We start from the raw sequence: 24,874 nt of genomic DNA on the forward strand, positions 1-24,874 counted from the left end.
GATGCCCCGCTGCGTCTAATGGAGTGTTTATGGCAGTCAAGGTCCTGGTGGTGGACGATTCGGGGTTTTTCCGCCGCCGCGTCTCGGAAATTCTTTCAGCGGATCCGAATATCCAGGTCGTCGGCACGGCGACAAACGGCAAAGAGGCGATTGATCAGGCGTTGGCCCTCAAGCCGGACGTGATCACCATGGACTATGAGATGCCGATGATGGACGGCATCACCGCGGTACGGCACATCATGCAGCGCTGCCCGACCCCGGTCTTGATGTTTTCCTCGCTGACCCATGAAGGCGCCCGGGTTACCCTGGACGCGCTGGACGCCGGCGCGGTGGACTTCCTGCCGAAGAACTTCGAAGACATCTCGCGCAACCCCGAGAAGGTCAAGCAACTGCTGTGCGAGAAGATTCTCAGCATCTCGCGCAGTAATCGTCGTGTCAGCAGCTACAGCGCGCCGGCGCCTGTGGCCGCACCGGCTCCGACGCCAATGCCAACGCCTTCGAGCACCCTCGGTTATGGCAGTAGCGCGCCTGTGCGCCCGGCCCCCGCTCCGATCCCGACCCGTGCGCCAGTGCACGCCCCGTCGTCACCTGCTCCCAAGCGTAAAGCCTACAAACTGGTGGCCATCGGTACGTCCACCGGCGGTCCGGTGGCCTTGCAGCGGGTATTGACCCAGCTGCCAGCCAACTTCCCGGCCCCCATCGTGTTGGTCCAGCACATGCCGGCAGCCTTCACCAAGGCGTTCGCCGAACGCCTGGACAAGCTCTGCCGGATCAGCGTCAAGGAAGCCGAGGACGGCGACATCCTGCGCCCGGGCCTGGCGTTGTTGGCGCCAGGTGGCAAGCAGATGATGATCGATGGCCGGGGCGCGGTGAAAATCCTCCCGGGCGACGAGCGCTTGAACTACAAGCCATGCGTGGACATCACCTTCGGTTCGGCGGCCAAGTCCTACGGCGACAAAGTTCTGGCGGTGGTACTGACCGGCATGGGCGCCGACGGTCGCGAAGGCGCGCGCCTGCTCAAGCAAAGCGGCAGTTCGATCTGGGCCCAGGATGAAGCCAGCTGCGTGATCTATGGCATGCCCATGGCCATCGTCAAGGCCGAACTGGCCGACGCGGTGTATGCACTGGACGACATCGGCCGACACATCGTCGAGGCCTGTGTCTGATGGACGTTTTAAGTCTCATCGGCATCATCATGGCGTTCGTCGCCATCATTGGCGGCAACTACCTCGAAGGCGGACATATCGGTGCGCTGGCCAACGGTCCGGCCGCGTTGATCGTGCTGGGCGGGACCATTGGCGCGGCATTGCTGCAATCACCCATGAGCGCCTTCAAGCGTGCCATGCAGACCCTGGCGTGGATCCTGTTTCCTCCGCGGGTCGACCTGGCCGGTGGCATCGATCGCGTCGTCAACTGGAGCCTGACCGCCCGCAAGGAAGGCCTGCTCGGGCTGGAAGGGGTGGCCGATGCCGAACCCGACAGCTACTCGCGCAAAGGCCTGCAGTTGCTGGTCGATGGCGTCGAGCCGGAAGCGATCCGGAGCATTCTCGAGGTAGATTTCTACACCCAGGAAAGCCGCGACATCGAAGCCGCCAAGGTCTTCGAAAGCATGGGCGGTTATGCGCCGACCATCGGCATCATCGGTGCGGTGATGGGCCTGATTCATGTCATGGGTAACCTGGGCGATCCGTCCCAGCTGGGCAATGGCATCGCCGTGGCCTTCGTCGCCACCATCTATGGCGTGGCCAGTGCCAACCTGGTGTTGTTGCCGATTGCCGCCAAGCTCAAGTCCATCGCGTTGCGCCAATCGCGTTATCGCGAAATGTTGCTGGAAGGGATCCTGTCGATCGCCGAAGGTGAAAACCCGCGCTCTATCGAGTTGAAGCTCCAGGGCTTCATGGATTGATGGGGGCAATGGACTATGGCTCGTCGTCGTCAACATGATGAACATGTAAACCATGAGCGTTGGCTCGTTTCCTACGCCGACTTCATCACTTTGCTGTTCGCGTTTTTCGTGGTGATGTACTCGATTTCGTCGATCAACGAAGGCAAGTACAAAGTCATTTCCGAGGCATTGATCGGCGTCTTCACTGATACCGATCGCGCGCTCAAGCCGATCCCCATCGGTGACGAGCGGCCGAAGACCGTGACCCCGGCCAAGCCGTTGGTCAAGGACAGTGACCAGGTCGATGCCGGTGTCTCTGGTGCCAGCGATCCGCTCAAAAGCATCGCCGATGACATCAGCGCGGCTTTCGGCGACCTGATCAGCTCCAAACAGATGACCGTGCGCGGCAACGAGTTGTGGGTCGAGATCGAACTCAATTCCAGCCTGTTGTTCGGCAGCGGCGATGCCATGCCCAGCGACATTGCCTTCAACATCATCGACAAGGTCGCGGCGATCCTGAAACCGTTCGACAACCCGATCCACGTCGAAGGCTTCACCGACGATCAACCTATCCGTACCGCGCAGTATCCCACCAACTGGGAGCTGTCTTCGGCCCGCTCGGCCAGCATCGTGCGCATGCTCGCTATGCAAGGGGTAAACCCTGGTCGTCTGGCGTCGGTGGGTTATGGCGAATTCCAGCCGGTGGCCAATAACGCCACGGCCGAGGGCCGGGCGCGCAATCGTCGAGTGGTGCTGGTGGTGTCACGCAACCTGGACGTGCGTCGCAGCATCACCGCTACCGGAGCGGCGAATGCACAACCCGATGCCGCCTTGAAGCGTGCTGGCACACAAACTGCACCGACCAAGGTTATGTCGCCGGTACGAGAGAGCGCCGTCAATTCTCCGTCGCCCGCATTAACACGTTGAGCTAATTCCCGGTCGACCCGGCCGGGAGGAACAATCGAATGAGAGTCTGGGCAGTCGCCAATCAAAAGGGTGGTGTCGGTAAAACCACTTCCTCCATCGCTTTAGCCGGGTTGCTGGCCGAGGCGGGCAAGCGCGTGGTCGTGGTCGATCTCGACCCCCACGGCTCCATGACCAGCTATTTCGGTTACGACCCAGACAGCCTGGAACACAGCAGCTACGACCTGTTCCTGCATAAAGGCAGCGTGCCCCAGGGCCTGCCCGGTCAGCTGTTGCTGCCCACCAGTCACGAATCCATTTCCCTGTTGCCATCGAGCACCGCGCTGGCCACCCTTGAACGCCAGTCGCCGGGCCAGAGTGGCCTGGGCCTGGTGATTGCCAAGAGCCTGGCGCAGTTGTGGCAGGACTTCGATTACGCCGTGATCGACAGCCCGCCGTTGCTCGGGGTACTGATGGTCAATGCCTTGGCGGCGAGCCAGCAACTGGTGATCCCGGTGCAGACCGAACACTTGGCGGTCAAAGGCCTGGAGCGCATGGTCAACACCCTGGCGATGATCAATCGTTCGCGCAAGCAGGCCTTGCCGTTCACCATCGTGCCGACTCTGTTCGATCGCCGCACGCAGGCGTCCCTCGGTACGCTGCGCGTGGTGCGTGACAAGTTTCCGCAAGAAATCTGGCAGGGCTACATCCCGGTGGACACGCGCTTGCGCGATGCCAGCCGGGCGGGGCTGACGCCTTCGCAGTTCGACGGCAAGAGCCGTGGCGTCGTCGCCTACCGCGCGCTGCTCAAGCATCTGCTGGCGGCGCAACTCGTTGCGCAGGTGGCATGAGAATGAGCCCGATCCCTGTAGGAGCAAGCTTGCTCGCGATGGTCGTCAACGATAACGCTGGAAACCTGGCACCCCGCGGCGCTCTCGGGTTCTTCGCGAGCATGCTCGCTCCTACAGAAGGGGTGGCATGAAAATGAGCCCGATCCCTGTAGGAGCAAGCTTGCTCGCGATGGTCGTCAACGATAACGCTGGAAACCTGGCACCCCGCGGCGCTCTCAGGTTCTTCGCGAGCATGCTCGCTCCTGTAGGAGCAAGCTTGCTCGCGATGGTCGTTAACGATAACGCTGGAAACCTGGCACCCCTCGGCGCTCTCGGGTTCTTCGCGAGCATGCTCGCTCCTGTAGGAGCAAGCTTGCTCGCGATGGTCGTCAACGATAACGCTGGAAACTTGGCACCCCGCGGCGCTCTCAGGTTCTTCGCGAGCATGCTCGCTCCTACAGTAGGGGTGAGCCAGTGAACCGGCCATTAAAGATCACATCGCGCCCGCAACTGGCTCTGCAGTCCTATCTGGACAGCCTGCTGCAGGACGTCACCGAAGAACTCGAAGCGCAAATCGAAACGCTTCCCGAGGTGGTAGAGACGGAGACCGCGCTAGACGAGTTCCAGGCCGCGGTGTTTGAAGAGCAGGCCCGCGATGCCATAGTGACTACCGCACCTGTAGTAGCTCCGGTTGCGACGGCGCCCGTTGCAGTGGTCGAAACTTCTGCACCCATTCTGGCGCCGGTATCAACCATCGCTCCGTTGCTGCAAGCCCTGGTACCGCCGCCCGTCGAAGTGCATCAAGTCTTGGTGCCTCCGGTCGTCGAAGTACATCTACCACCCGCCAGCACGCCGCCACCGGTAGAAACCGACGGTCGTCCTGCCTGGGCGGCCGAACCCTTCGAATGCCTGTTGTTCGACGTCGCCGGGTTGACCCTGGCGGTACCGCTGGTGTGCCTGGGTTCGATCTATCCACTGGCCGGACATGAGCTGACGTCGTTGTTCGGTCAACCGGAGTGGTTCCTCGGCATCCTGCCGAGCCAGGCAGGCAATCTGAAGGTACTGGACACGGCACGATGGGTCATGCCCGATCGTTACCGCGAGGACTTCAAGCAGGGCTTGCAATACGTGATTTCCGTCCAGGGGTATGAGTGGGGGCTGGCGGTGCATCAGGTCAGTCGCTCGTTGCGCCTGGACCCGAACGAAATCAAATGGCGCAGCCACCGTGGCCAGCGGCCGTGGCTGGCGGGCACGGTGATTGAACACATGTGTGCATTGCTCGATGTATCCGAACTGGCCGAGTTGATCGCCAGCGGTGGGGCCAGGCACATGGGCGGCACCAAGCCAGCCCATAAACCTACATAACAGAACAACACCGCCAGGGCGGTTTCTTGAGGGGATCAGGGTATGAATGACAAGGCGACGGCGGCAAAGGGTTCCGAAGATCCGATCCTGCAATGGGTCACCTTCAAGCTGGACAACGAGACCTACGGCATCAACGTGATGCGCGTCCAGGAAGTCCTGCGCTACACCGAAATCGCCCCGGTACCGGGCGCTCCGAGTTATGTGCTGGGCATCATCAATCTGCGCGGCAACGTGGTCACGGTGATCGACACCCGTCAGCGCTTCGGCCTGATGAATGCCGAAATCAGCGACAACACCCGCATCGTCATCATAGAAGCCGACAAGCAAGTGGTCGGGATCATGGTCGACAGCGTGGCCGAAGTGGTTTACCTGCGTCAGTCGGAAATCGAGACAGCGCCGAACGTCGGTAACGAAGAGTCCGCCAAGTTCATTCAGGGCGTGTGCAACAAGAACAACGAACTGCTGATCCTGGTCGAACTGGACAAGATGATGAGCGAAGAAGAATGGTCGGACCTGGAGAACATCTGATTGATTCTCGAGGTGGCGGTCATTGTCCTGTTCCTGTTCTGGGCAGGCACGCTGGCAATGTTTTTGGCCTACATCCGCGGTCAAAAGCTCATCGCTGCGCAACAGGCCCAGGGCGATGCGCAGCGCGACCAGCGCATCAAGGACCTGGGCAGGCGCGTCGACAATTACCAGGACGGCAATGTGCGCATGGGCGAAGACCTGCATGAATTGCGCACGCTCGTCGCGCCATTGCCGGACCAACTGACCCGGCTGGAACAGCGCGATCCCAAGAGCCTGTCGTTTGCCCAGGCGGCGAAACTGGTCGGGATGGGCGCCAGTGTCGACGAACTGACCCAGTCTTGCGGCCTGACCCAGGCCGAGGCGGAGTTGATGAGCAAGGTGCATAAGAGCAGCTAGAAGCTTCAAGCGGCAAGCTTCAAGCAGAAGCAGAAGCAGAAGCAGAAGATCGCAGCCTTCGGCAGCTACATGGGTTTACATTCACCTGGAGCTGCTGAAGGATGCGATCTGTTGCTTTCAAGGCCTTAGTAATCATCCCCGCGTTCGGTAATGTCTTTCTCAGCCATCGGCTCCTCCGGATCCTGTCGCACCGGAAACTTACCCTTCAAATTCCACGCAAACGCAATGATCTCGGCAATCGTTAGATAGAGCTCCTGCGGAATACTGTCCCCCAACTCCATTCGCGCCAGCAGACTCACCAGTTCGGCGTTCTCATAGATCGGCACTTCGTAGTCGCGAGCAATGCGCAGGATTTCTTCCGCCAGTTCTTCGTCGCCCTTGGCAGTGAGGGTAGGGGCGTGGGTGCCGTCGTACTTGAGGGCGATAGCCTGGCGTGGGGCGTTGGGGTTATTCATGCGTTTTCGTCGACCCAGCGTTGTTCGAGGCGGGTTTGCGGGCCTTGGGGTGGTTTGCCGAGGTGGCAGTCGAGATCGCCGACGTTCAACCCTGCTGCCAGCATTTGTTGGCGCAATGCCGCCAGGTTGCTCTCGATCAGGCTGGCGGTGTAGGCGCGTTCGGCCCAAAGCTGGCTGCTGAGGCTGCCCTGGATCAGCTGTGCCTGAACCTGCAACGGCCCGAGCGGTTCCATGTCGAACGCCAGTTCGATGCGCCAGAGTTGTTGCCTGGGCGCGCGTTCTTCAGGGCGTTCTTTGGATTGTTCTCTTTCCGGTGCTTCCTCGCGCTGGAACTTGATCTGCAACGGCACGATGTCCTGCAGGTTGCGCATCGGAATTTCCAGTTGCCAGGTACTCATCAGTCGCCCGTCCGGCGTGACGCCGGTCTGCTCCAGGCTGGACAGCTGGTGGCTCTGCAGGCGTGAAACTGCCGCTGCGGCCAGGCGTAGCAGGTGTTCCAGATCGTCTTCGCCTTCGGCGCTTTGCAACACCCGCTCAGGCAGCGGAAAACCGGTTGGCGACGGCTTGGCGCTGACCTGTCCAAGCATGCCCAGGGCATTGCGCACGAAACTCGGCATGGCCTGGGCCAAGGTGTTGGCGGCGATGATCGCGCTGAGATGGGTGCTGGCCGGCAGGCCGGATGACAATTGGCCGATCAGTTTGAGCAGGTCGCCTTTCATGTCGGGCGCCAGGTTCTGACCGCCCAGCAGTTTCGATTCGAGGAATGCACCGCTGCTGGCCAGGGCCTGGGCCAGGCCTTTCGCGCTGCTCAATTGCTGGATGTCCGGCAGGCCCGCGAGCAATCTGTCCACGGCCGTGCGCAGGTCGCTGGAGGTCTGATCCGAGGCCGGCAGGTTTTGCAGCAGTTTGAGCAACCCGTCCAGTGAGCCCTGGCGGCTTTGTTGGCTGGCCAGTTGCTGAGACACGGCCAATTGTTCCTGACGGCTGCTCAAGGGCACGAACTTCAAGGTCTGGCCGTCCTGCACCTGTACGCTGAGCAAGGTGCCGATGCGCAACGGCTGCGAGCTGTCGATGCTAAGCGTGCTGCCGCTCAGCGCTGTGTTGAGCAGGCTGACCATCGAGCGAAACACCGTGGCTTGCCCCGGCACAGGCGGCAACACCTGGGAGGTCAGCACTTTTCCCTGCAGCAGGGTGCCCACCGGCATTTGCGCAGTATCGATGCGGGTGAGGGTGGCGACGCTGGCGGCGATGGCTTGCTGCACGGTGACTGCCAGGTTGCCCGCCGAAGGCTGGGTGACCGCGATGCTGGTGCCTTGGGCCAAGGGTTGATTGCTGGTGGCCTGGAGCGTGGTCTGCCGGCCGTTTTCGAGGGTGAGCTTGAGCAGCAGTTGAAAAGCCTGATCTGCCTGCTTGAGTGACAGCACTTCAGCCTTGGCGGTCTGGCCGGCGGTGATCAGACCCTCCATGGGCGTCAGCAGCTTGAGCAGCTCGCCACTGACCGCCAGTGGACGCGTGGTCGCCGGGGTGGCCTGCGGTAGCGGGAGGATGTTCATTTCGCCTGTCATACGCGGTCACAACCTAGGGAAATTGCACGCTTTAGAGTAGGAAATGGCATGTATAATGCCGCCCCGTTGTATACAGAGTGCGGTAAATTTCGCAGTTAATTGACGCAGCTCTCTCGTTCGGGCCGCCAATACCTTTATTCTGCATCTCTTTAACGGCCGCGCCAGCGCCGACTTGAACCGTATAAGGCCCGTGAACCCTTGACCAGTCCAGTCCTGCAAACCGTTGCCCTTGCCTGTGAGCGAGACCTTCGGCTGCTCTTCGAAAATCTCGATTTGAGAATGGCCAGTGGCGAAATGGTACAGATCAGTGGCCCCAACGGCAGTGGCAAGACCAGCCTGTTGCGCCTGTTATCCGGCCTGATGCTCCCGACCGCCGGTCAAGTGCTGCTCAACGGACAGCCGCTGAGCGAGCAACGCACGGAGCTTGCACGCAATCTTTTGTGGATCGGCCATGCCGCTGGCATCAAGGACTTGCTGACCCCGCAAGAGAACCTGAGCTGGCTTTGCGCCTTGCATCAACCGGCTTCCTTTGAGGCGATCTGGCATGCCCTGGCGGCCGTTGGGTTGCGTGGTTTCGAGGATGTTCCCTGTCACACGCTGTCCGCGGGCCAACAGCGCCGCGTGGCACTGGCGCGGCTCTATCTGGACAGCCCGCCGCTGTGGATACTCGATGAGCCGTTCACGGCCCTCGACAAGCAAGGCGTGGCGCAGCTCGAAGAACACTTGGCCGGCCACTGCGAGCGCGGTGGCATGGTGGTCTTGACCACTCACCATACCCTGAGCCGGATGCCGGCCGCTTATCGCGACATTGATCTGGGGAACTGGGCCGTATGAGTGTTTTCGGCCTGTTGGTCGCCCGCGAGGCCCGTTTGCTGTTCCGTCGTCCGGCTGAACTGGCCAATCCGCTGGTGTTCTTCGCCATCGTCGTTTCGCTGTTCCCGCTGGCGGTCGGTCCCGAGTCTCAATTGTTGCAAACCTTGTCTCCGGGACTGGTGTGGGTGGCGGCCCTTTTGTCGGTCCTGCTCTCGCTGGACGGGCTTTTCCGCAGTGATTTCGAAGACGGTTCGCTGGAACAGTGGGTCCTTTCGCCGCACCCCCTGGCTCTTCTGGTTTTGGCCAAGGTGCTGGCACACTGGGCGTTTTCCGGCCTGGCACTGGTTTTGCTCGCGCCTTTACTGGCGTTGATGCTCGGTTTGCCTGCCGCCTGTCTGCCGGTGTTGCTGCTTTCTTTATTGCTGGGTACACCGGTACTGAGCCTGCTCGGTGCGGTGGGCGCGGCGTTGACGGTCGGTTTGAAGCGCGGCGGCCTGTTGCTGGCGTTGCTGATTCTGCCGTTGTATATCCCGGTGTTGATTCTTGGCAGTGGCGCCTTGCAGGCAGCCTTGCAGGGCATGCCGGCGACCGGTTATCTGTTGTGGCTTGGTAGCCTGACCGCCCTGGCGATAACCCTGACACCCTTTGCAATAGCTGCTGGCCTGAAGATCAGCGTCGGCGAATAATAATGAGGCCTGGTTAAAATTTAACCACTTCTTTTTGAAGAAAAGGCAGACCCTGGCTGAGCGTGATAACGCACAGCAACCGTGATGGAAACAGTATGAACTGGACGTGGTTTCATAAGCTCGGCTCGCCCAAATGGTTTTACGGCATCAGCGGCAAAATGCTGCCATGGCTGAGCGTCGCGGCGTTGCTGCTGATCGGCGTTGGCGTGGTCTGGGGCCTGGCCTTCGCGCCACCGGACTACCAGCAGGGCAACAGCTTTCGCATCATCTACATCCACGTCCCGGCCGCCATGCTGGCACAGTCCATCTACGTGATGCTGGCGGTGTGCGGCATCGTCGGGCTGGTGTGGAAGATGAAGCTGGCCGACGTCGCCCTGCAGTGCGCGGCGCCCATCGGTGCCTGGATGACCGCCGTGGCGCTGGTCACCGGGGCGATCTGGGGCAAGCCGACCTGGGGCTCGTGGTGGGTCTGGGATGCACGACTGACGTCCATGCTGATTCTGCTTTTCCTGTACTTCGGTCTTATTGCGCTGGGTAACGCCATCAGCAATCGTGACAGCGCGGCCAAGGCTTGCGCGGTGCTGGCGATTGTCGGCGTGATCAACATCCCGATCATCAAGTACTCGGTGGAGTGGTGGAACACCCTGCACCAGGGCGCGACGTTCACCCTCACGGAAAAACCGGCGATGCCTGCCGAGATGTGGCTGCCGTTGCTGCTGACGGCGCTGGGTTTCTATTGTTTCTTCGGCGCGGTGTTGCTGCTGCGCATGCGCCTCGAAGTGCTCAAGCGCGAGGCGCGGGCCAGTTGGGTGAAAGCCGAAGTGGAAAGCAGCCTGGAGGTCGCTCGATGAGTTTTGCGTCATTCGGCGACTTCCTCGCCATGGGCCATCATGGCCTGTATGTCTGGTCGGCCTATGGCATCTGCCTGGCGGTGCTGGCCCTCAACGTGGCGGCGCCGATCCTGGCCCGCAAGCGGTATCTGCAACAAGAGGCGCGTCGTCTGCGCCGGGAGAACGGCAAGTGAATCCGCTGCGTAAAAAGCGTCTTATCATCATTCTGGCGATCCTGGTCGGGGTCGGCGCCGCCGTGGGCCTGGCCCTGAGCGCCCTGCAGCAGAACATAAACCTGTTTTACACGCCGACCCAGATCGCCAATGGCGAAGCCCCGCAGGACACGCGCATCCGCGCCGGGGGCATGGTCGAGGCCGGTTCCCTGCAGCGCTCCGGCGACTCGCTGGACGTGAAGTTCGTCGTTACCGACTTCAACAAATCCGTGACCATCAGCTATCGCGGTATCCTCCCGGACCTGTTCCGCGAAGGGCAAGGCATCGTCGCTTTGGGCAAACTGAATGCCGACGGTGTGGTGGTGGCCGATGAAGTGCTGGCCAAGCACGATGAGAAGTACATGCCGCCGGAAGTGACCAAGGCCCTGAAAGACAGTGGCCAGTCGGCACCCACTCCCGCGAAAGAGGGCTAACTGATGACATCTGGAATTTTTATCCCGGAGCTGGGCCACCTGGCGATGATCCTGTCGCTGTGCTTCGCGCTGTTTCAGGCGGTGGTGCCGTTGCTCGGTGCATGGCGCGGTGACCGCTTCTGGATGAGTCTGGCCCAGCCGGCTGCGTGGGGGCAGTTCGCCTTTCTGCTGTTCGCCTTCGGCTGCCTGACCTACGCGTTCATGGCTGACGACTTCTCCGTCGCCTATGTTGCCAGCAACTCCAACACTGCATTGCCCTGGTACTACAAATTCAGCGCCGTGTGGGGCGCGCACGAAGGTTCGTTGCTGTTGTGGGCGTTGATCCTCGGCGGCTGGACCTTTGCGGTGTCGGTGTTCTCCCGGCAGTTGCCGCAAGTGATGCTGGCACGGGTGCTGGCAGTGATGGGCATGATCAGCACCGGTTTCCTGCTGTTCCTGATCCTCACCTCGAACCCGTTCAAACGCATCCTGCCGCAAATACCCAGCAATGGCGCCGACCTCAATCCATTGCTGCAGGATATCGGCCTGATCGTTCACCCACCGATGCTGTACATGGGTTACGTCGGTTTCTCGGTGGCGTTCGCATTCGCCATCGCCGCGTTGATGGGCGGTCGTCTTGATGCCGCGTGGGCGCGTTGGTCACGTCCGTGGACCATCGTCGCCTGGGCCTTCCTCGGTATCGGCATCACCCTCGGCTCGTGGTGGGCCTACTATGAACTCGGGTGGGGCGGCTGGTGGTTCTGGGACCCGGTGGAAAACGCCTCGTTCATGCCCTGGCTGGTGGGCACCGCGCTGATTCACTCGTTGGCGGTCACGGAAAAACGTGGGGTGTTCAAGAGCTGGACCGTGTTGCTGGCCATCGCTGCCTTTTCGTTGAGCCTGCTGGGCACATTCCTCGTGCGTTCCGGCGTGCTGACCTCGGTGCACGCCTTTGCCTCGGACCCCGAGCGCGGCGTGTTCATCCTGATCTTCCTACTGTTCGTGGTCGGTGGTTCGCTGACGCTGTTCGCCTTGCGCGCTCCGGTGGTCAAGAGCCAGGTCGGCTTCAACCTCTGGTCCCGGGAAACCCTGTTGCTGGGCAACAACCTGGTGCTGGTGGTGGCGGCTTCGATGATCCTGCTGGGCACCTTGTATCCGTTGATTCTCGATGCCATGACCGGTGCCAAGCTGTCGGTCGGCCCGCCGTACTTCAACGCGCTGTTCATTCCGTTGATGGCCTTGTTGATGCTGGTGATGGCGGTCGGCGTGATCGTGCGCTGGAAAGACACCCCGGTGAAATGGCTGCTGGGCATGCTCACCCCGGTGCTGCTCGGCAGCGCCGCGTTGGCGGTGGTGGCTGGCCTCGCCTACGGCGATTTCAACTGGGCGGTGCTGGCGACCTTCATGCTCGCGGCCTGGGTGTTGTTGGCCGGTGCGCGTGACATTGTCGACAAGACTCGCCATAAAGGCCTGATCAAAGGCCTGCCGACCCTGACCCGTAGCTACTGGGGCATGCAGGTTGCACACCTGGGCATCGCCGTCTGCGCCCTCGGCGTGGTGTTGTCGAGCCAGAACAGTGCCGAGCGCGACTTGCGCCTGGCACCTGGAGAATCCATGGCCCTGGGCGGCTACCAGTTCGTGTTCGAAGGCGCAAAGCACTTTGAAGGCCCGAACTTCACCTCCGACAAGGGCACCATACGGGTGATCCGCGATGGCAAGGAAGTCAGCGTGCTGCACCCGGAAAAACGCCTCTACACCGTGCAGAACTCGGTGATGACCGAAGCCGGGATCGACGCCGGTTTCACCCGTGACCTCTACGTCGCACTGGGCGAGCCCCTGGGGGATGGCGCCTGGGCGGTGCGTGTGCACGTCAAGCCGTTCGTGCGCTGGATCTGGTTCGGTGGCCTGCTCACAGGTCTCGGCGGGTTGCTGGCAGCGCTGGACCAGCGTTATCGGGTCAAGGTGAAAAGCCGCGTGCGTGAAGCGCTGGGCATGACGGGAGCGACTGCATGAGACGTTGGTTGATGCTGTTGCCACTGGCGATTTTTCTGGTGGTGGCTGTTTTCCTGTATCGCGGTCTGTACCTGGACCCGGCCGAGTTGCCCTCGGCGATGATCGGCAAACCCTTCCCGGAGTTTTCCCTGCCTGCGGTGCAGGGCGACAAGACCCTGACTCGCGCTGACATCCTCGGCAAACCGGCATTGGTCAACGTTTGGGGTACCTGGTGCATTTCCTGCCGGGTCGAGCACCCGGTGTTGAACAAACTGGCCGAGAAGGGCGTGGTGATCTACGGCATCAACTACAAGGATATCAACGCCGACGCCTTGAAGTGGCTGGCGGACTTCCACAACCCCTATCAACTGGACATCCGTGACGATGCAGGCACCCTGGGTCTGAACCTCGGTGTGTATGGCGCGCCGGAAACCTTCTTCATCGACGCCAAGGGCATCATCCGCGACAAGTTCGTCGGCGTGATCGACGAACAGGTCTGGCGCGAAAAACTGGCGGCCAAGTACCAGGCGCTGGTCGACGAGGCCAAGCCATGAAGCGCTGGATCGCCGCTGTTGTCCTGGGCTTGAGCCTGGCCGGTGTGGCTCACGCCGCCATCGACACCTACGAGTTTGCCAAGGAAGGCGATCGCGAGCGTTTTCGCGAATTGACCAAGGAATTGCGTTGCCCCAAGTGCCAGAACCAGGACATCGCCGACTCCAACGCCCCGATCGCGGCCGACCTGCGCAAAGAAATTTTCCGCATGCTCGGCGAGGGCAAGGACAACCAGCAGATCATCGACTTCATGGTTGATCGCTACGGTGATTTCGTCCGCTATAAACCGGCCCTGAACGCCAAGACCGCGCTGCTCTGGTTTGGCCCCGTCGGCCTGCTGCTCGGTGGTTTCGTGATCATCGCGGTGATCGTCCGCCGTCGTCGGGTGCAACGCGCCGAGACCCCGGGCTCGCTTTCTGCCGAGGAGCGCGAGCGCCTCGACCAACTGTTGGATAAAACCAAGAATGATTGATTTCTGGCTCGCTGCAGGTCTGCTGCTTCTGGTGGCCCTGAGTTTTCTGCTGATCCCCGTTCTGCGTAGCCGTCGCGCCCAGCTCGAAGAGGATCGTACTGCCCTGAACGTGGCGCTGTATCAGGAGCGCGTGGCTGAGCTGCAGGTTCAGCAGGAAGAGGGCGTTCTCGATGCCGCGCAAATGGACGCCGGTCGCGCCGAAGCCGCACGTGAATTGCTCGCCGACACCGAAGGCGTGGCCGCGCCGCGGGTGTCGCGCCTGGGCAAAGCGGCACCGTTGCTGGCAGCCATCCTGGTCCCGGTGCTGGGCCTGGGTCTGTACCTGCATTTCGGTGCCAGCGACAAAGTCGAGCTGACCCGGGAATTCTCCCAGGCGCCACAGTCGATGGAAGAGATGACCCGGCGTCTGGAGCGCGCGGTCGCGGCGCAGCCGGATTCCGCCGAAGCGCTGTACTTCCTCGGTCGCACCTACATGACCCAGGATCGTCCGGGTGACGCGGCGAAGGTCTTCGAGCGAACCGTCAACCTGGCCGGACGCCAACCTGAACTGTTGGGACAATGGGCCCAGGCCCAGTATTTCGCCGATGGCAAGAAGTGGTCGGACAAGGTCCAGGCCCTGACTGACGAAGCGCTCAAAGCCGATCCGAAAGAAGTCACCAGCCTTGGCCTGCTGGGCATCGCCGCCTTCGAAGGCCAGCGTTATCAGGAAGCGATCGATTACTGGAATCGCCTGCTGGAGCAACTGCCGCCCGAGGACCAATCCCGTATCGCGCTGCAGGGCGGTATTGCCCGCGCCAGCGAGAAACTGGTGGCCAGCGGTGGCAAAGTGGCCGAGGCGCCAGCGGCCAAACCGGCAGCGCTGCTCAAGGTCCGGGTGGATCTGGCGGCGGATCTGAAGGCCAAGGTCCAGCCAGGGGACAGCGTGTTCATTTTCGCTCGTGCCACCTCGGGCCCTCCCGCACCGCTGGCGGCCAAACGCCTGACCGTGGCTGATCTGCCGGCAACTGTGGAGCTGGGAGATGCCGATGCAATGATGCCGCAGTTGAAACTGTCGAACTTCCCTGAAGTCCAACTGGTTGCGCGCATCTCCCGCGCCGGTCAACCGACGGCAGGCGAGTGGATCGGTCGCAGCCAGCCCCTGGCCAGCAGCACCACCGCGCCGCAAAAACTGACCATCGACAGCCCGGATAAATAACAGGAAACGCCACCATGACCGCCATTGCTCGTATCACCCTGCTCAGCGTTGTTTTGGGGCTGAGCGCTTGTGCGGTCCAACGGCCACCTGAACAGACGACCCCGCCACCGATCCCGCCGTCGCAGCCGAGTACCAAACCGGCGCCGTCGACGGTGCCGAGCAAGCCGACTACTCCCGCCAAACCGGCCAAGCCGCTGCCGCGCACCTCGGCGAGCTTTGCGCCGCCACCGGGGGGCAATAGTCATTGGGACCCGAAACTGGGTGTGTATGTGCTCGACGATCAGCCGAACACGTTCTATCGCCAGCGCACTTACTACCGTTGGGATAACGGCTGGAGCCGTTCGATCAGCCCGAAAGGGCCGTGGGAAGAGACGGATATCCACGGAGTGCCCGGTGGGTTGGGGCGGCAATTCGGGCAGTGATGCAAAAGGCGACCTTCGGGGGGACTGCCAGTCAGTAACGGTGCTAAACCTCTAGGTAATTAATGTTCCTCATTCTTAGCTGACGAGCAGGGCGACAAGCGTAAAGGAGGGGGAATGATGGCAGGCAGGTTGATCTATCTCATCGGGCCTTCGGGTTCGGGCAAGGACAGCCTGCTCGATTCCGCGCGAGCGCGGTTGGCCGAGCGTGGCTGCCGTATCGTGCGCCGGGTCATCACGCGTTCGGCCGAAGCCTTGGGCGAGGCGGCGCTGGGCGTCAGCACGCAGCAGTTCGTCGAGATGGAGGCCCAGGGCGTGTTTGCCCTTAGCTGGCGCGCCAACGGTCTGTACTACGGCATCCCACGGGAAATCGACGACTGGCTGGCCGCCGGACAGGACGTGTTGGTGAACGGCTCTCGGGCGCATTTGCATAATACTCGCGAGCGTTATCCGCAGGTGTTGGTATTTTTGCTGACCGTGGACCAGGCGGTGTTGCGCCAGCGCTTGCTGGCACGTGGGCGTGAGTCCGTGGCCGAGATCGATCAGCGCCTGGCGCGCAATACCCGTTTCAGTGAGCGCCTGCTGGCCGATGATCCGACAGCGCATGTGCTCGACAACTCCGGGCCGCTGGAGCGCACCGTCGAGCGACTCTTGGCCTGCCTCGACGAGCCGACCTCTTTTCTCAACTAGCCCTTCATCCAACTGAATAACACGCTGGTATGAGACCTTCTCCCATCACACCCCGCAATACAACCGAACGTCATGCTTTCAGTTTTTGTGCTTGAGTAAAGATAACTCTAGGGTTATTTTTATTGAGGCCGAAGCAAGGAGGCTGGTGGTGCAGAGCAGGCTATTGATCAAGGAATTGATGGAAGCGGGTTGGGCCCTGGACCGGGTCACTGGCAGTCATCACATCTTCACCCACCGTTACAACCCGTACACCATTCCCGTTCCCCATCCGAAAAAGGATTTACCGGTCGGGACGCTCAAGAGCATCAGGAGGCGAGCCGGGCTGTACTGCCCGCCAGCCAGTTACGCAGGAGATCCATAATGCAATATCCAATCTGTATCGAATGGGGCGACGAGACCACCGCCATCGGTATCCAGATCCCCGATATCCCAGGTGCAGTAACCGCTGGGGATAGCTTTGAAGAGGCCTACAACGCAGCCATCGAAATTGCCCACATCATGCTGCAAGAGTTGGCGGCGGATGGCGAGACGATTCCGATGCCGACTTCGGCGACGCTGCATCGCAGTAATCCGGAGTTCGCCGACATGGGCTGGGGCATGCTGGAGCTGGACATCTCGCCCTACCTGGGCAAGACCGAGAAGGTCAATGTGACGTTGCCTGGCTACGTGATCCAGCGCATTGACCGCTATGTGCGCGAGCACAATGTCAAAAGCCGTTCGTCGTTCCTGGCGGACGCGGCGATGGAGAAACTGGTGCGCAATTGAGTGGTACTCGTAACATTGTCTTGGCGGGCGATCCGACTTGCCCGCCAGGCGCTTGAATGTTTACGCCGTCGCCAATGAAGCCTTCTGCGAAACACACAGGAACCGCAACAACGCCAACAGTGGAAACGCACTGCCGACCATCACGATCCACAACCAGCCGCCGTGCTCATACACCGCACTGGCCACCGATGAGCCAAACGCGCCGCCAATGAAAATGCTGGTCATGTACAGCGCATTCAGGCGGCTACGGCTTTTGGCGTCCAGGGCGTAGACCGCGCGTTGGCCGAGGACCATGTTCATTTGCACACAGAAGTCCAGGACCACGCCGGTCACTGCCAAACCGATCACACTGTAGACGGGATGGATGAAGGCGGGCAGGAAGCTCAGGCTGGCGCACAGCAAAGCCAGCAGTGAAGCGATGCGGGTGTGACCGGAGTCGGCCAGGCGTCCGGCGATAGGCGCGGCAATGGCGCCGATTGCGCCGACAAGGGCGAAAATCGCGATCTGGCTTTGCGACAGACCATGATTGCGCGCCAGTTCCAGCGGCACGGCGGTCCAGAACAGGCTGAACGTGGCGAACATGCACCCTTGGTAAAACGCCCGCTGGCGCAATACCGGTTGTTGGCGCAGCAGCGTCCATAGCGAACCCAGCAATTGACCATAGGACGCGCTGTGGTCAGGCTGGCGCTTGGGGATGGTCACCGCCAGCACGATGCTGATCGCTGCCATCAATACCGCGGCAATCACAAACATTGCCCGCCAGCCGAAATGATCCGCCACCACGCTGGACACTGGTCGCGCCAGCAAAATGCCCAGCAACAAACCGCCCATGATCCCGCCGACCACGCGGCCGCGAGATTCTTCCGGCGCGAGGTGCGCGGCCAGCGGAATCAGGATCTGCACCGACACCGAGCTGAAGCCTACCAGCAGTGAAATCAGCAAAAACACGTTCGGTTGGTCGGTGAACGCCGCACCCAGCAGACTGACAATCGCCAACACGGTGGTGATGATCATCAGCCGGCGGTTTTCCAGCAGATCACCCAAGGGCACGAGGAAGAACAGGCCCAGGGCATAGCCGATCTGGGTCAGCGAAACGATCAGGCTGGCCATGGTGTTGGTCAGGCCGATGTCCGGTGCGATCAGGCCGATGATCGGTTGCGCGTAGTAGATGTTGGCGACGATCGCACCGCAGCAGAAGGCGAAAAGCAGCACCATGCCTCGGGTCATTGTCGCGGTGCCATGGGGCACCTGAGTCGCTGGATTCATGACGTGTCTCGTTGCAAAGTAGGGAATGCGCGCAGGCTAAAGGGCTGATTGAGGCAACGGAAGGGTAATTGGAGTGATAGTAATTATTTCATTGCGCAATGGGTAAGTGACACCGCCGATGCAAGACCACCGGCCATCCGAAGAACAGCCCATTCTCCCGTGACAGCTAGAATCTACAGGGGGATCACTTCAACGCGTCCTTACATAGCGGGAGTACCACGATGAAAATCGTATCTTCGCTGGCGTTGGTGGTAGCGGTTGGGTCGATCTCTGGGTGCTCAACAGTGCCTGATCGACAGGTCACCAACGTTCCCCTGAACGCTACTTCCATCAATGCCGGGAACATCGCCCGGCCCATCATGATGTCCGACGGTCATTCAACGGTGTTCTGGTTCGCGGTCAGTGGCGAACCCATGGGCAGTGCTTTGCCCGGCCGTTTGCAGGCCTATATCTATCCGGGAAGCTGTGCGAGCCTGGGTGCGAAACCGGCCTATGACATGAACGACGGTCCGAATGCGCGGTTCTATTCGGCGGCGTCACACCAGTATTTCTGGAAAAGCGCCCCGGTCGCCGTGGAAACGCTCCGAGCGGGCGGCTATGCCCTGGTAGTGCGTGAAAGCCCGGCCGATGGTCATCAGGCGATCTTTTGCGGGAATTTGAGCTGAAACACTCGGAACACTGTAGGAGCGAGCCTGCTCGCGATGGACGTCAACGAAGACGCGGGCTGTCTGAATGCCCGCGTCGTCCCGGCGTTTTTCGCGAGCAGGCTCGCTCCCACAGGGTGGCGTTCAGGTTTTACTGGGCGTAAATCTGGTCGAAAATCCCGCCATCATTGAAGTGGGTTTTCTGCACGGTGCGCCAGTCACCGAAGGTTTTCTCGACCGACAGGAAGTCCACTTTCGGGAAGCGGTCGGTGTACTTGGCCAGAACGGCCGGGTCACGCGGACGCAGGTAGTTGGCGGCGGCGATTTCCTGGCCTTGCGGTGACCACAGGTACTTCAGGTATTCCTCGGCGGCGGTGCGGGTGCCTTTCTTGTCGACGGTCTTGTCAACCACCGACACCGGTGGCTCGGCTTCGGCGGAGACGCTTGGGTAGATGACTTCGAACTGATCGCGGCCAAACTCGCGGGCGATCATTTCCGCTTCATTTTCGAAGGTCACCAGCACGTCGCCGATCTGGTTGGTCATGAAGGTCGTCGTAGCGGCGCGGCCACCGGTATCCAGCACCGGGGCTTGCTTGAACAGTTTGCCGACGAAGTCTTTGGCCTTGTTCTCGTCGCCGCCGTTTTTCAGCACGTAGCCCCAAGCCGAGAGGTAGGTGTAGCGGCCGTTACCTGAAGTTTTCGGGTTTGGCACGATGACTTGCACACCGTCCTTGAGCAGGTCCGGCCAGTCTTTCAGGGCTTTCGGGTTGCCTTTGCGGACGATGAACACGGTGGCCGAAGTGAACGGCGCGCTGTTGTTCGGCAGGCGGGTGACCCAGTTGTCCGGGACCAGTTTACCGTTGTCGGCCAGGGCGTTGATGTCGGTAGCCATGTTCATGGTGATCACGTCAGCGGGCAGGCCATCGATGACCGAACGCGCCTGTTTGCTGGAACCACCGAAGGACATCTGCAGGGTGATGTTTTCGTTGTGTTCGGCTTGCCAGTGTTTCTGGAACGCAGTGTTGTAGTCCTTGTAGAAATCGCGCATCACGTCGTAGGAAACGTTGAGCAGGGTCGGTGCGGCCTGAGCCATGCTGGACAGTGCCAGGCCAGCGGCCAAAAGTGAGGCGCCAAAGATTTTTTTCACTGCGCATTCCTTGTTCGTAAGAGTTTTTATTGAAAAGTGGGGCAATTTGCCAGCGACTATAGCCGGGCTTGCATAGGCCTTTAAAGATTAAAAAGCACTTTGCTTATTCCAGTTTCTTGAAAAGTGCATTGCCGCAACGGGAACAGAACGCGGCGCCGTGTTCGTGGTTGCTTTTGCGGCAAACCGGGCAATCGTGTTGCAGCTGTTCGCCACGCATGGCGTTGGCCAGTTCGGCGGTGAAAATACCGGTCGGCACGGCGATGATCGAGTAACCGGTGATCATGACCAGCGAGGAAACCACCTGGCCCAATGGCGTTTTCGGCACGATGTCGCCGAAGCCCACGGTGGTCAGCGTCACGATGGCCCAGTAGATGCCTTTGGGGATGCTGGTAAAGCCGTGCTCCGGGCCTTCGATCACGTACATCAGCGTGCCGAACACTGTCACCAGGGTGCAGACACTCACCAGAAACACCACGATTTTCTGCTTGCTGCCGCGCAGTGCGGACATCAGGTAGTTGGCTTGTTTCAGGTAAGGGCTGAGCTTGAACACGCGGAAAATCCGCAGCATCCGGATGACCCGGATAATCAACAGGTACTGCGCATCGGCGTAATACAGCGCAAGGATGCCGGGCACGATCGCCAGCAAATCCACCAGCCCATAGAAGCTGAAGGCGTAGCGCAGGGGCTTGGGCGAACAGTACAGACGCAGGCCATATTCGATGGCGAAGATGACGGTGAAGCCCCACTCGATATACGCCAGCACGTCGGCGTAGTTTCGGTGAACGGTATCGATGCTGTCGAGCATCACGATCACCAGGCTGGCGAAGATGATCAACAGCAATATGCCGTCGAAACGCCGACCAGCCTTGGTGTCGCTCTGGAAAATCATGACGTAAAGGTCTTCACGCCAGTTCTTGTTGCTGTCCATGGATAACGCCTGACTCAATGATCAGCGCAGCCTAGGTTGATTCTCCCCAGGAGCGCAAGGCGCACTAGCGCCCATGGCTTTGCCGAGCACTTGAGCAGCCGAGCGGATCAGCCAGCAGGCGAGGATGAATGGCGCGGTCAGCGTGGGCAGGCCGATAGCGGCAAACATCGGCGTCAGTAGCAGCGCGAATCCAATACCGACCAGTGGCAGCCACGGCTGCTGGCGCTGCGCGCTGAAGGCGAGGGCGGCGAGCACGGCGTTATAGCCACCCAGGCCCAGCAGTGCGGTGTAGAAATCGTGGTGCAGCAGGCTCCAGCCCATGCCCGCAACAGACGCCAACAACGCCCAGCAGAAGGCGCGACGATCAGCGATCAGCAAACCGGCGGCAATCATTGCACCGGCCAGCGGATGACCGAGGAACATCACTTGGCCGAGGCCTTTGAGGGGGGCGGCGAGCATGTTCAGCGTGCTGACCTCGATCAGATTCGCCTCGGTCGAGGGCGTGGCGAAGCACAGCAGCAACCAGCTCAACACTACGAATGGCGTGGTGTAGGCGGGGAGGTATTGGCTGACCCGCACGCGTTTTAGCCACTGTTGCGTGAGCATGGCACTCAGGCCGCCAGCGGCGATGATCAGCGGCGGCAACATCGCCGACCATGGGAAATACAGGCTAAGCAGCAAGCCTAGCAAGACACCGTTGTAACTGAAGAGTCCGGCCTGGCGATCGGCCTTGGCGTAGCCGCGACGTTGCGCGGTGAGCAACCCGGCGACGCCGCCGAGCAACGCACCGCCGAGCAAGGCTGGCGCGGTAAACAGAATGGCGAGCAGGCACAGCAGACCAAACAGCGGATGGCGCTGGAGGAAGATCTGGCTGAAGCCGTTGAGCAAAGCTTCGGCCCAGTCGGGGCAGTGGGTGTTGAAGTGGTTGGCAGGCATGGCAGGTCTGAAAGTCAGTGGGACCGAGTTGCCTGCATCGCGAGCAAGCTCGCTCCCACATTGAATCTCTGTTCAGTCATTGAATTTGTGGTGAACACAAATCAACTGTGGGAGCGAGCCTGCTCGCGATGAGGCCGGTATGGGCGCTCTAGATCAACGTCTCGATACGCAAAGAGTTAGTCGACCCCGGCTGCCCAAACGGCACACCCGCGGTGATCAATAACGTATCGCCACGCTGCGCCATGCCCTGGGCCTGGGCAATTTCCAGCGCCGTAGAGCACACTTCATCCACCTGGCGCAGGCGATCGTTGACCACCGAGTGCACACCCCACGCCACGGTCAGGCGACGAGCGGTTTGCCGGTTCGGCGTCAGGTTGAGGATCGGCACCGTCGGCCGTTCCCGTGCAGCGCGCAAACTCGAGGTGCCTGATTCGCTGTAGTTAACCAATACCGCCACCGGCAACACATTACTGATACGACGAATCGCGCAGCTGATCGCATCGGAAACAGTGGCTTCGGCTTTCGGTCGGCTGACGTCCAGCTGGGTCTGATAGTCCGGGCCGTTTTCCACCTGGCGGATGATCTTGCTCATCATCTGCACGGCTTCGAGCGGGTATTCGCCGGAGGCGGTTTCCGCCGACAGCATCACCGCGTCGGCACCTTCGGCCACCGCATTGGCGACATCGGTGACTTCGGCGCGGGTTGGCGCCGGGGAGAAACGCATCGATTCGAGCATCTGCGTCGCCACCACCACCGGCTTGCCCAGCTGGCGACAGGTGCTGATGATGTTTTTCTGGATCTGCGGCACGCTTTCGGCCGGCACTTCCACACCCAGGTCACCGCGGGCGACCATGATCGCGTCGCTCAATTCGGCGATTTCGCGCAATTGCGTGACCGCTGACGGCTTCTCGATCTTGGCCATCAGGAACGCCTTGTCGCCGATCAGGGCACGGGCTTCGCGAATGTCCTCCGGACGCTGAACGAACGACAGCGCCACCCAGTCCACCCCCAGTTCGAGGCCAAAGCTCAAGTCGCGGCGATCCTTGGCGGTCAGCGGGCTCAGGTCGAGCACCGCTTGCGGCACGTTTACGCCCTTGCGGTCCGACAGTTCGCCGCCATTGAGCACGGTGGTGTCGATGGCGTCGGCGTACTGGGTGACCACCCGCAGGCGCAGCTTGCCGTCGTCCAGCAGCAGGTCCATGCCCGGCTCCAGCGCAGCGATGATTTCCGGGTGCGGCAGGTTGACCCGGCGTTCATCGCCCGGCGTGGCATCGAGGTCCAGGCGCAGGGCCTGACCGCGATGCAGCTGCACTTTGCCCTCGGCGAACTTGCCCACCCGCAATTTCGGCCCTTGCAGGTCCATCAGAATGCCCAGCGGATAATTCAGCTGGCGCTCGACTTCACGAATCCACTGATAGCGCTTGGCGTGGTCCGCGTGATCGCCGTGGCTGAAGTTCAGGCGAAAGATATTGACCCCGGCCTGCACCAGTTCACGAATGTCATCGATCCCGTTGGTGGCGGGGCCGAGGGTGGCGAGGATCTTGACCTTTTTGTCAGGCGTCATGTTTAGGGCTCTCAAGGATCAGAATGGCGCGGAAGTCGTTGACGTTGGTGCGGGTCGGCTCGGTGACGATCAGTGCGTCCAGCGCCTCGAAATAGCCGTAACCATTGTTGTTGTCCAACTCGTCGCTGGCGCTCAAACCGAGGGCGGCGGCGCGGGCGTAACTGTCCGGGGTCATGATTGCCCCGGCGTTGTCTTCGGAACCGTCGATGCCATCGGTGTCACCGGCCAGGGCATAGACGCCGGGCAAGCCCTTGAGGCTGTCGGTCAGGCTGAGCAGGAACTCGGCGTTGCGCCCGCCACGGCCGTTGCCGCGAACGGTGACCGTGGTTTCGCCACCAGAGAGAATCACGCAGGGCGCGGCCAGCGGCTGACCGTGCTGGACGATCTGCCGGGCGATGCCAGCGTGGACTTTCGCCACTTCCCGGGACTCACCTTCCAGGTCACCCAGGATCAACGGACTGTAACCGGCCTGACGGCACTTCACCGCGGCGGCTTCCAGGGATTGCTGCGGGCGGGCGACCAGCTGGAAGTGACTGCGGGCCACGCTCGGATCGCCGGGTTTTACCGTCTCTGATTCCGGGCTTTGCAGCCAGCTACGCACGGAGGCTGGCACGTCGATGGCGTAGCGCTTGAGGATCGCCAGCGCTTCGGCCGAAGTGCTCGGGTCGGCCACAGTGGGGCCGGAGGCGATGACCGTGGCGAGGTCGCCCGGCACATCGGAAATCGCATAGGTATAAACAGTGGCGGGCCAGCAAGCCTTGCCGAGGCGGCCGCCCTTGATCGCCGAGAGATGTTTGCGTACGCAATTCATCTCGCCAATGGTCGCGCCGGATTTGAGCAGGGCTTTGTTGATCGATTGCTTGTCGGCCAGGGTGATGCCTTCGGCTGGAAGTGCGAGCAGCGCAGAGCCACCGCCGGAAAGCAGGAAGATCACGCGGTCTTCTTCGTTGAGGTCGCTGACCAGTTCCAGCACGCGTTTGGCCACGGCCAGACCGGCTGCGTCCGGAACCGGATGCGCGGCTTCGACCACTTCGATTTTTTCGCAGGGGGCGCCATGACCGTAACGCGTCACCACCAGACCGGATACTTCACCCTGCCAGCAACGCTCGACCACCTGGGCCATGGCGGCTGCGGCTTTACCGGCGCCGATGACGATCACCCGACCGCTGCGGTCGGCAGGCAGATGGGCTTCGAGGACTTGCTGCGGATGGGCCGCGTCGATGGCTGTGGCGAACAGCTGGCGCAGGAATTGTTGCGGATCGACCGACATGGCGGGCTCCCGGAATTCTTGTTATTTGGGTTATCGTTCCCACGCTCTGCGTGGGAATGCCTCAATGGACGCTCCGCGTCCGCTTCGGCAGGGACGCGGAGCGTCCCGGGATGCGTTCCCACGCAGAGCGTGGGAACGATCAATACCGGGCAG

29 protein-coding genes are annotated in these 24,874 nt (G+C 61.2%); 21 read left to right on the plus strand and 8 right to left on the minus strand.

The genetic code is table 11. The annotated features are described in order from the left end of the window. Window positions 1–29 precede the first annotated feature (29 nt). The 7 genes from ACA058_RS07820 (at window position 30) to ACA058_RS07850 (ending at window position 5,907) form a co-directional block, all read left to right on the plus strand. A complete protein-coding gene (locus ACA058_RS07820) occupies window positions 30–1,166 on the plus strand; it encodes a protein-glutamate methylesterase/protein-glutamine glutaminase (protein WP_497638576.1) in 1,137 nt (378 codons plus the stop codon). After that, window positions 1,166–1,906, plus strand: a complete 741-nt coding sequence (locus ACA058_RS07825; protein WP_497638577.1) for a flagellar motor protein — start codon at window positions 1,166–1,168, stop codon at window positions 1,904–1,906. Before ACA058_RS07820 ends, ACA058_RS07825 begins: the two co-directional genes overlap by 1 nt. A gap of 15 nt (window positions 1,907–1,921) precedes the next feature. Further along, window positions 1,922–2,812 (plus strand): flagellar motor protein MotD, encoded by an 891-nt coding sequence (motD, locus tag ACA058_RS07830; protein ID WP_497638578.1) that lies wholly within the window; start codon window positions 1,922–1,924, stop codon window positions 2,810–2,812. A 38-nt stretch (window positions 2,813–2,850) separates the two neighbouring features. After that, the gene (locus tag ACA058_RS07835) at window positions 2,851–3,639 is read left to right on the plus strand and encodes a ParA family protein (RefSeq protein WP_497638579.1); all 789 of its coding nucleotides are present in this window, start codon (window positions 2,851–2,853) and stop codon (window positions 3,637–3,639) included. A 453-nt stretch (window positions 3,640–4,092) separates the two neighbouring features. Next, window positions 4,093–4,983, plus strand: coding sequence for a CheW domain-containing protein (locus tag ACA058_RS07840; RefSeq protein ID WP_497638580.1), 891 nt, complete (start codon window positions 4,093–4,095; stop codon window positions 4,981–4,983). A 42-nt stretch (window positions 4,984–5,025) separates the two neighbouring features. Continuing rightward, a complete protein-coding gene (locus ACA058_RS07845; protein ID WP_007946765.1) occupies window positions 5,026–5,511 on the plus strand; it encodes a chemotaxis protein CheW in 486 nt (161 codons plus the stop codon). After that, entirely contained in the window at window positions 5,512–5,907 is a 396-nt protein-coding gene (locus ACA058_RS07850; RefSeq protein ID WP_497638581.1) for a DUF2802 domain-containing protein, read from the plus strand. Between the two features lie 125 nt (window positions 5,908–6,032). Here ACA058_RS07850 and ACA058_RS07855 read toward each other — a convergent pair whose 3' ends face one another. Next, entirely contained in the window at window positions 6,033–6,362 is a 330-nt protein-coding gene (locus tag ACA058_RS07855) for an EscU/YscU/HrcU family type III secretion system export apparatus switch protein (protein ID WP_497638582.1), read from the minus strand. Further along, entirely contained in the window at window positions 6,359–7,927 is a 1,569-nt protein-coding gene (gene fliK / locus ACA058_RS07860) for a flagellar hook-length control protein FliK (protein WP_497638583.1), read from the minus strand. Before fliK ends, ACA058_RS07855 begins: the two co-directional genes overlap by 4 nt. A gap of 198 nt (window positions 7,928–8,125) precedes the next feature. Here fliK and ccmA point away from each other — a divergent pair, with 198 nt between their 5' ends. From ccmA to ACA058_RS07925, 13 genes are all read left to right on the plus strand, one after another. Continuing rightward, window positions 8,126–8,761 carry a cytochrome c biogenesis heme-transporting ATPase CcmA gene (gene ccmA, locus ACA058_RS07865; RefSeq protein ID WP_497638584.1) on the plus strand — a complete coding sequence of 212 codons (636 nt, stop codon included), beginning with the start codon at window positions 8,126–8,128 and terminating at the stop codon, window positions 8,759–8,761. Continuing rightward, complete coding sequence (ccmB, locus tag ACA058_RS07870; RefSeq protein WP_007980754.1) at window positions 8,758–9,426, plus strand: heme exporter protein CcmB; 669 nt, start codon at window positions 8,758–8,760, stop codon at window positions 9,424–9,426. Before ccmA ends, ccmB begins: the two co-directional genes overlap by 4 nt. A gap of 95 nt (window positions 9,427–9,521) precedes the next feature. Then, window positions 9,522–10,277: a heme ABC transporter permease gene (locus ACA058_RS07875; protein WP_497638585.1), complete on the plus strand. Its 756-nt coding sequence runs from the start codon at window positions 9,522–9,524 to the stop codon at window positions 10,275–10,277. Further along, a complete protein-coding gene (ccmD, locus tag ACA058_RS07880; protein ID WP_008055370.1) occupies window positions 10,274–10,450 on the plus strand; it encodes a heme exporter protein CcmD in 177 nt (58 codons plus the stop codon). The genes ACA058_RS07875 and ccmD overlap by 4 nt, the downstream gene beginning before the upstream one ends. Next, the gene (gene ccmE / locus ACA058_RS07885) at window positions 10,447–10,902 is read left to right on the plus strand and encodes a cytochrome c maturation protein CcmE (RefSeq protein WP_110746191.1); all 456 of its coding nucleotides are present in this window, start codon (window positions 10,447–10,449) and stop codon (window positions 10,900–10,902) included. The genes ccmD and ccmE overlap by 4 nt, the downstream gene beginning before the upstream one ends. Before the next feature lie 3 nt (window positions 10,903–10,905). Continuing rightward, a complete protein-coding gene (locus tag ACA058_RS07890) occupies window positions 10,906–12,894 on the plus strand; it encodes a heme lyase CcmF/NrfE family subunit (RefSeq protein WP_497638586.1) in 1,989 nt (662 codons plus the stop codon). Continuing rightward, the gene (locus ACA058_RS07895; protein ID WP_497638587.1) at window positions 12,891–13,427 is read left to right on the plus strand and encodes a DsbE family thiol:disulfide interchange protein; all 537 of its coding nucleotides are present in this window, start codon (window positions 12,891–12,893) and stop codon (window positions 13,425–13,427) included. Before ACA058_RS07890 ends, ACA058_RS07895 begins: the two co-directional genes overlap by 4 nt. Beyond that, a complete protein-coding gene (locus ACA058_RS07900; protein WP_497638588.1) occupies window positions 13,424–13,897 on the plus strand; it encodes a cytochrome c-type biogenesis protein in 474 nt (157 codons plus the stop codon). The genes ACA058_RS07895 and ACA058_RS07900 overlap by 4 nt, the downstream gene beginning before the upstream one ends. Further along, window positions 13,890–15,092, plus strand: a complete 1,203-nt coding sequence (gene ccmI, locus ACA058_RS07905) for a c-type cytochrome biogenesis protein CcmI (RefSeq protein ID WP_497638589.1) — start codon at window positions 13,890–13,892, stop codon at window positions 15,090–15,092. The genes ACA058_RS07900 and ccmI overlap by 8 nt, the downstream gene beginning before the upstream one ends. Before the next feature lie 14 nt (window positions 15,093–15,106). Further along, window positions 15,107–15,514 (plus strand): hypothetical protein, encoded by a 408-nt coding sequence (locus ACA058_RS07910; protein WP_497638590.1) that lies wholly within the window; start codon window positions 15,107–15,109, stop codon window positions 15,512–15,514. Window positions 15,515–15,631: 117 nt separating this feature from the next. Continuing rightward, a complete protein-coding gene (phnN, locus tag ACA058_RS07915) occupies window positions 15,632–16,201 on the plus strand; it encodes a phosphonate metabolism protein/1,5-bisphosphokinase (PRPP-forming) PhnN (RefSeq protein WP_497638591.1) in 570 nt (189 codons plus the stop codon). Between the two features lie 148 nt (window positions 16,202–16,349). After that, window positions 16,350–16,562, plus strand: a complete 213-nt coding sequence (locus ACA058_RS07920) for a type II toxin-antitoxin system HicA family toxin (RefSeq protein ID WP_497638592.1) — start codon at window positions 16,350–16,352, stop codon at window positions 16,560–16,562. After that, entirely contained in the window at window positions 16,562–16,966 is a 405-nt protein-coding gene (locus tag ACA058_RS07925) for a type II toxin-antitoxin system HicB family antitoxin (RefSeq protein ID WP_497638593.1), read from the plus strand. Before ACA058_RS07920 ends, ACA058_RS07925 begins: the two co-directional genes overlap by 1 nt. A gap of 60 nt (window positions 16,967–17,026) precedes the next feature. Here ACA058_RS07925 and ACA058_RS07930 read toward each other — a convergent pair whose 3' ends face one another. Further along, window positions 17,027–18,232, minus strand: a complete 1,206-nt coding sequence (locus tag ACA058_RS07930; protein WP_497638594.1) for an MFS transporter — start codon at window positions 18,230–18,232, stop codon at window positions 17,027–17,029. Window positions 18,233–18,453: 221 nt separating this feature from the next. Between ACA058_RS07930 and ACA058_RS07935 the strand changes: the two genes are divergently transcribed. After that, complete coding sequence (locus ACA058_RS07935; RefSeq protein ID WP_497638595.1) at window positions 18,454–18,897, plus strand: hypothetical protein; 444 nt, start codon at window positions 18,454–18,456, stop codon at window positions 18,895–18,897. Between the two features lie 130 nt (window positions 18,898–19,027). Here the strand turns inward: ACA058_RS07935 and ACA058_RS07940 are convergent, their stop codons facing one another. The 5 genes from ACA058_RS07940 to ACA058_RS07960 all read right to left on the minus strand — a co-directional run bounded on the left by ACA058_RS07940 (window position 19,028) and on the right by ACA058_RS07960 (window position 24,721). Beyond that, window positions 19,028–20,023 (minus strand): sulfate ABC transporter substrate-binding protein, encoded by a 996-nt coding sequence (locus tag ACA058_RS07940; RefSeq protein WP_497638596.1) that lies wholly within the window; start codon window positions 20,021–20,023, stop codon window positions 19,028–19,030. A 103-nt stretch (window positions 20,024–20,126) separates the two neighbouring features. Then, a complete protein-coding gene (locus ACA058_RS07945) occupies window positions 20,127–20,951 on the minus strand; it encodes an ion transporter (RefSeq protein WP_497638597.1) in 825 nt (274 codons plus the stop codon). A gap of 21 nt (window positions 20,952–20,972) precedes the next feature. Continuing rightward, the gene (locus tag ACA058_RS07950; RefSeq protein WP_497638598.1) at window positions 20,973–21,887 is read right to left on the minus strand and encodes an urea transporter; all 915 of its coding nucleotides are present in this window, start codon (window positions 21,885–21,887) and stop codon (window positions 20,973–20,975) included. 148 nt (window positions 21,888–22,035) lie between these two features. Then, window positions 22,036–23,451, minus strand: a complete 1,416-nt coding sequence (pyk, locus tag ACA058_RS07955; protein WP_497638599.1) for a pyruvate kinase — start codon at window positions 23,449–23,451, stop codon at window positions 22,036–22,038. Continuing rightward, complete coding sequence (locus ACA058_RS07960) at window positions 23,441–24,721, minus strand: glycerate kinase type-2 family protein (protein WP_497638600.1); 1,281 nt, start codon at window positions 24,719–24,721, stop codon at window positions 23,441–23,443. Before ACA058_RS07960 ends, pyk begins: the two co-directional genes overlap by 11 nt. Window positions 24,722–24,874 lie beyond the last annotated feature (153 nt).

This window comes from Pseudomonas sp. LBUM1649 (genome assembly GCF_059716155.1).

What these genes read in the sequence shown, in the direction of transcription:
- ACA058_RS07935 (WP_497638595.1), top strand. Translation starts at nt 18,454, where the DNA reads ATGAAAATCGTATCTTCGCTGGCGTTGGTGGTAGCGGTTGGGTCGATC.
- ACA058_RS07925 (WP_497638593.1), top strand. Translation starts at nt 16,562, where the DNA reads ATGCAATATCCAATCTGTATCGAATGGGGCGACGAGACCACCGCCATC.
- ACA058_RS07945 (WP_497638597.1), bottom strand. Translation starts at nt 20,951, where the DNA reads ATGGACAGCAACAAGAACTGGCGTGAAGACCTTTACGTCATGATTTTC.
- ACA058_RS07910 (WP_497638590.1), top strand. Translation starts at nt 15,107, where the DNA reads ATGACCGCCATTGCTCGTATCACCCTGCTCAGCGTTGTTTTGGGGCTG.
- ACA058_RS07825 (WP_497638577.1), top strand. Translation starts at nt 1,166, where the DNA reads ATGGACGTTTTAAGTCTCATCGGCATCATCATGGCGTTCGTCGCCATC.
- ACA058_RS07930 (WP_497638594.1), bottom strand. Translation starts at nt 18,232, where the DNA reads ATGAATCCAGCGACTCAGGTGCCCCATGGCACCGCGACAATGACCCGA.
- fliK (WP_497638583.1), bottom strand. Translation starts at nt 7,927, where the DNA reads ATGACAGGCGAAATGAACATCCTCCCGCTACCGCAGGCCACCCCGGCG.
- ACA058_RS07875 (WP_497638585.1), top strand. Translation starts at nt 9,522, where the DNA reads ATGAACTGGACGTGGTTTCATAAGCTCGGCTCGCCCAAATGGTTTTAC.
- pyk (WP_497638599.1), bottom strand. Translation starts at nt 23,451, where the DNA reads ATGACGCCTGACAAAAAGGTCAAGATCCTCGCCACCCTCGGCCCCGCC.
- ACA058_RS07835 (WP_497638579.1), top strand. Translation starts at nt 2,851, where the DNA reads ATGAGAGTCTGGGCAGTCGCCAATCAAAAGGGTGGTGTCGGTAAAACC.
- ACA058_RS07895 (WP_497638587.1), top strand. Translation starts at nt 12,891, where the DNA reads ATGAGACGTTGGTTGATGCTGTTGCCACTGGCGATTTTTCTGGTGGTG.
- ccmD (WP_008055370.1), top strand. Translation starts at nt 10,274, where the DNA reads ATGAGTTTTGCGTCATTCGGCGACTTCCTCGCCATGGGCCATCATGGC.
- ccmI (WP_497638589.1), top strand. Translation starts at nt 13,890, where the DNA reads ATGATTGATTTCTGGCTCGCTGCAGGTCTGCTGCTTCTGGTGGCCCTG.
- ACA058_RS07820 (WP_497638576.1), top strand. Translation starts at nt 30, where the DNA reads ATGGCAGTCAAGGTCCTGGTGGTGGACGATTCGGGGTTTTTCCGCCGC.
- motD (WP_497638578.1), top strand. Translation starts at nt 1,922, where the DNA reads ATGGCTCGTCGTCGTCAACATGATGAACATGTAAACCATGAGCGTTGG.
- ACA058_RS07900 (WP_497638588.1), top strand. Translation starts at nt 13,424, where the DNA reads ATGAAGCGCTGGATCGCCGCTGTTGTCCTGGGCTTGAGCCTGGCCGGT.
- ACA058_RS07845 (WP_007946765.1), top strand. Translation starts at nt 5,026, where the DNA reads ATGAATGACAAGGCGACGGCGGCAAAGGGTTCCGAAGATCCGATCCTG.
- phnN (WP_497638591.1), top strand. Translation starts at nt 15,632, where the DNA reads ATGGCAGGCAGGTTGATCTATCTCATCGGGCCTTCGGGTTCGGGCAAG.
- ACA058_RS07890 (WP_497638586.1), top strand. Translation starts at nt 10,906, where the DNA reads ATGACATCTGGAATTTTTATCCCGGAGCTGGGCCACCTGGCGATGATC.
- ACA058_RS07950 (WP_497638598.1), bottom strand. Translation starts at nt 21,887, where the DNA reads ATGCCTGCCAACCACTTCAACACCCACTGCCCCGACTGGGCCGAAGCT.
- ACA058_RS07960 (WP_497638600.1), bottom strand. Translation starts at nt 24,721, where the DNA reads ATGTCGGTCGATCCGCAACAATTCCTGCGCCAGCTGTTCGCCACAGCC.
- ACA058_RS07855 (WP_497638582.1), bottom strand. Translation starts at nt 6,362, where the DNA reads ATGAATAACCCCAACGCCCCACGCCAGGCTATCGCCCTCAAGTACGAC.
- ccmB (WP_007980754.1), top strand. Translation starts at nt 8,758, where the DNA reads ATGAGTGTTTTCGGCCTGTTGGTCGCCCGCGAGGCCCGTTTGCTGTTC.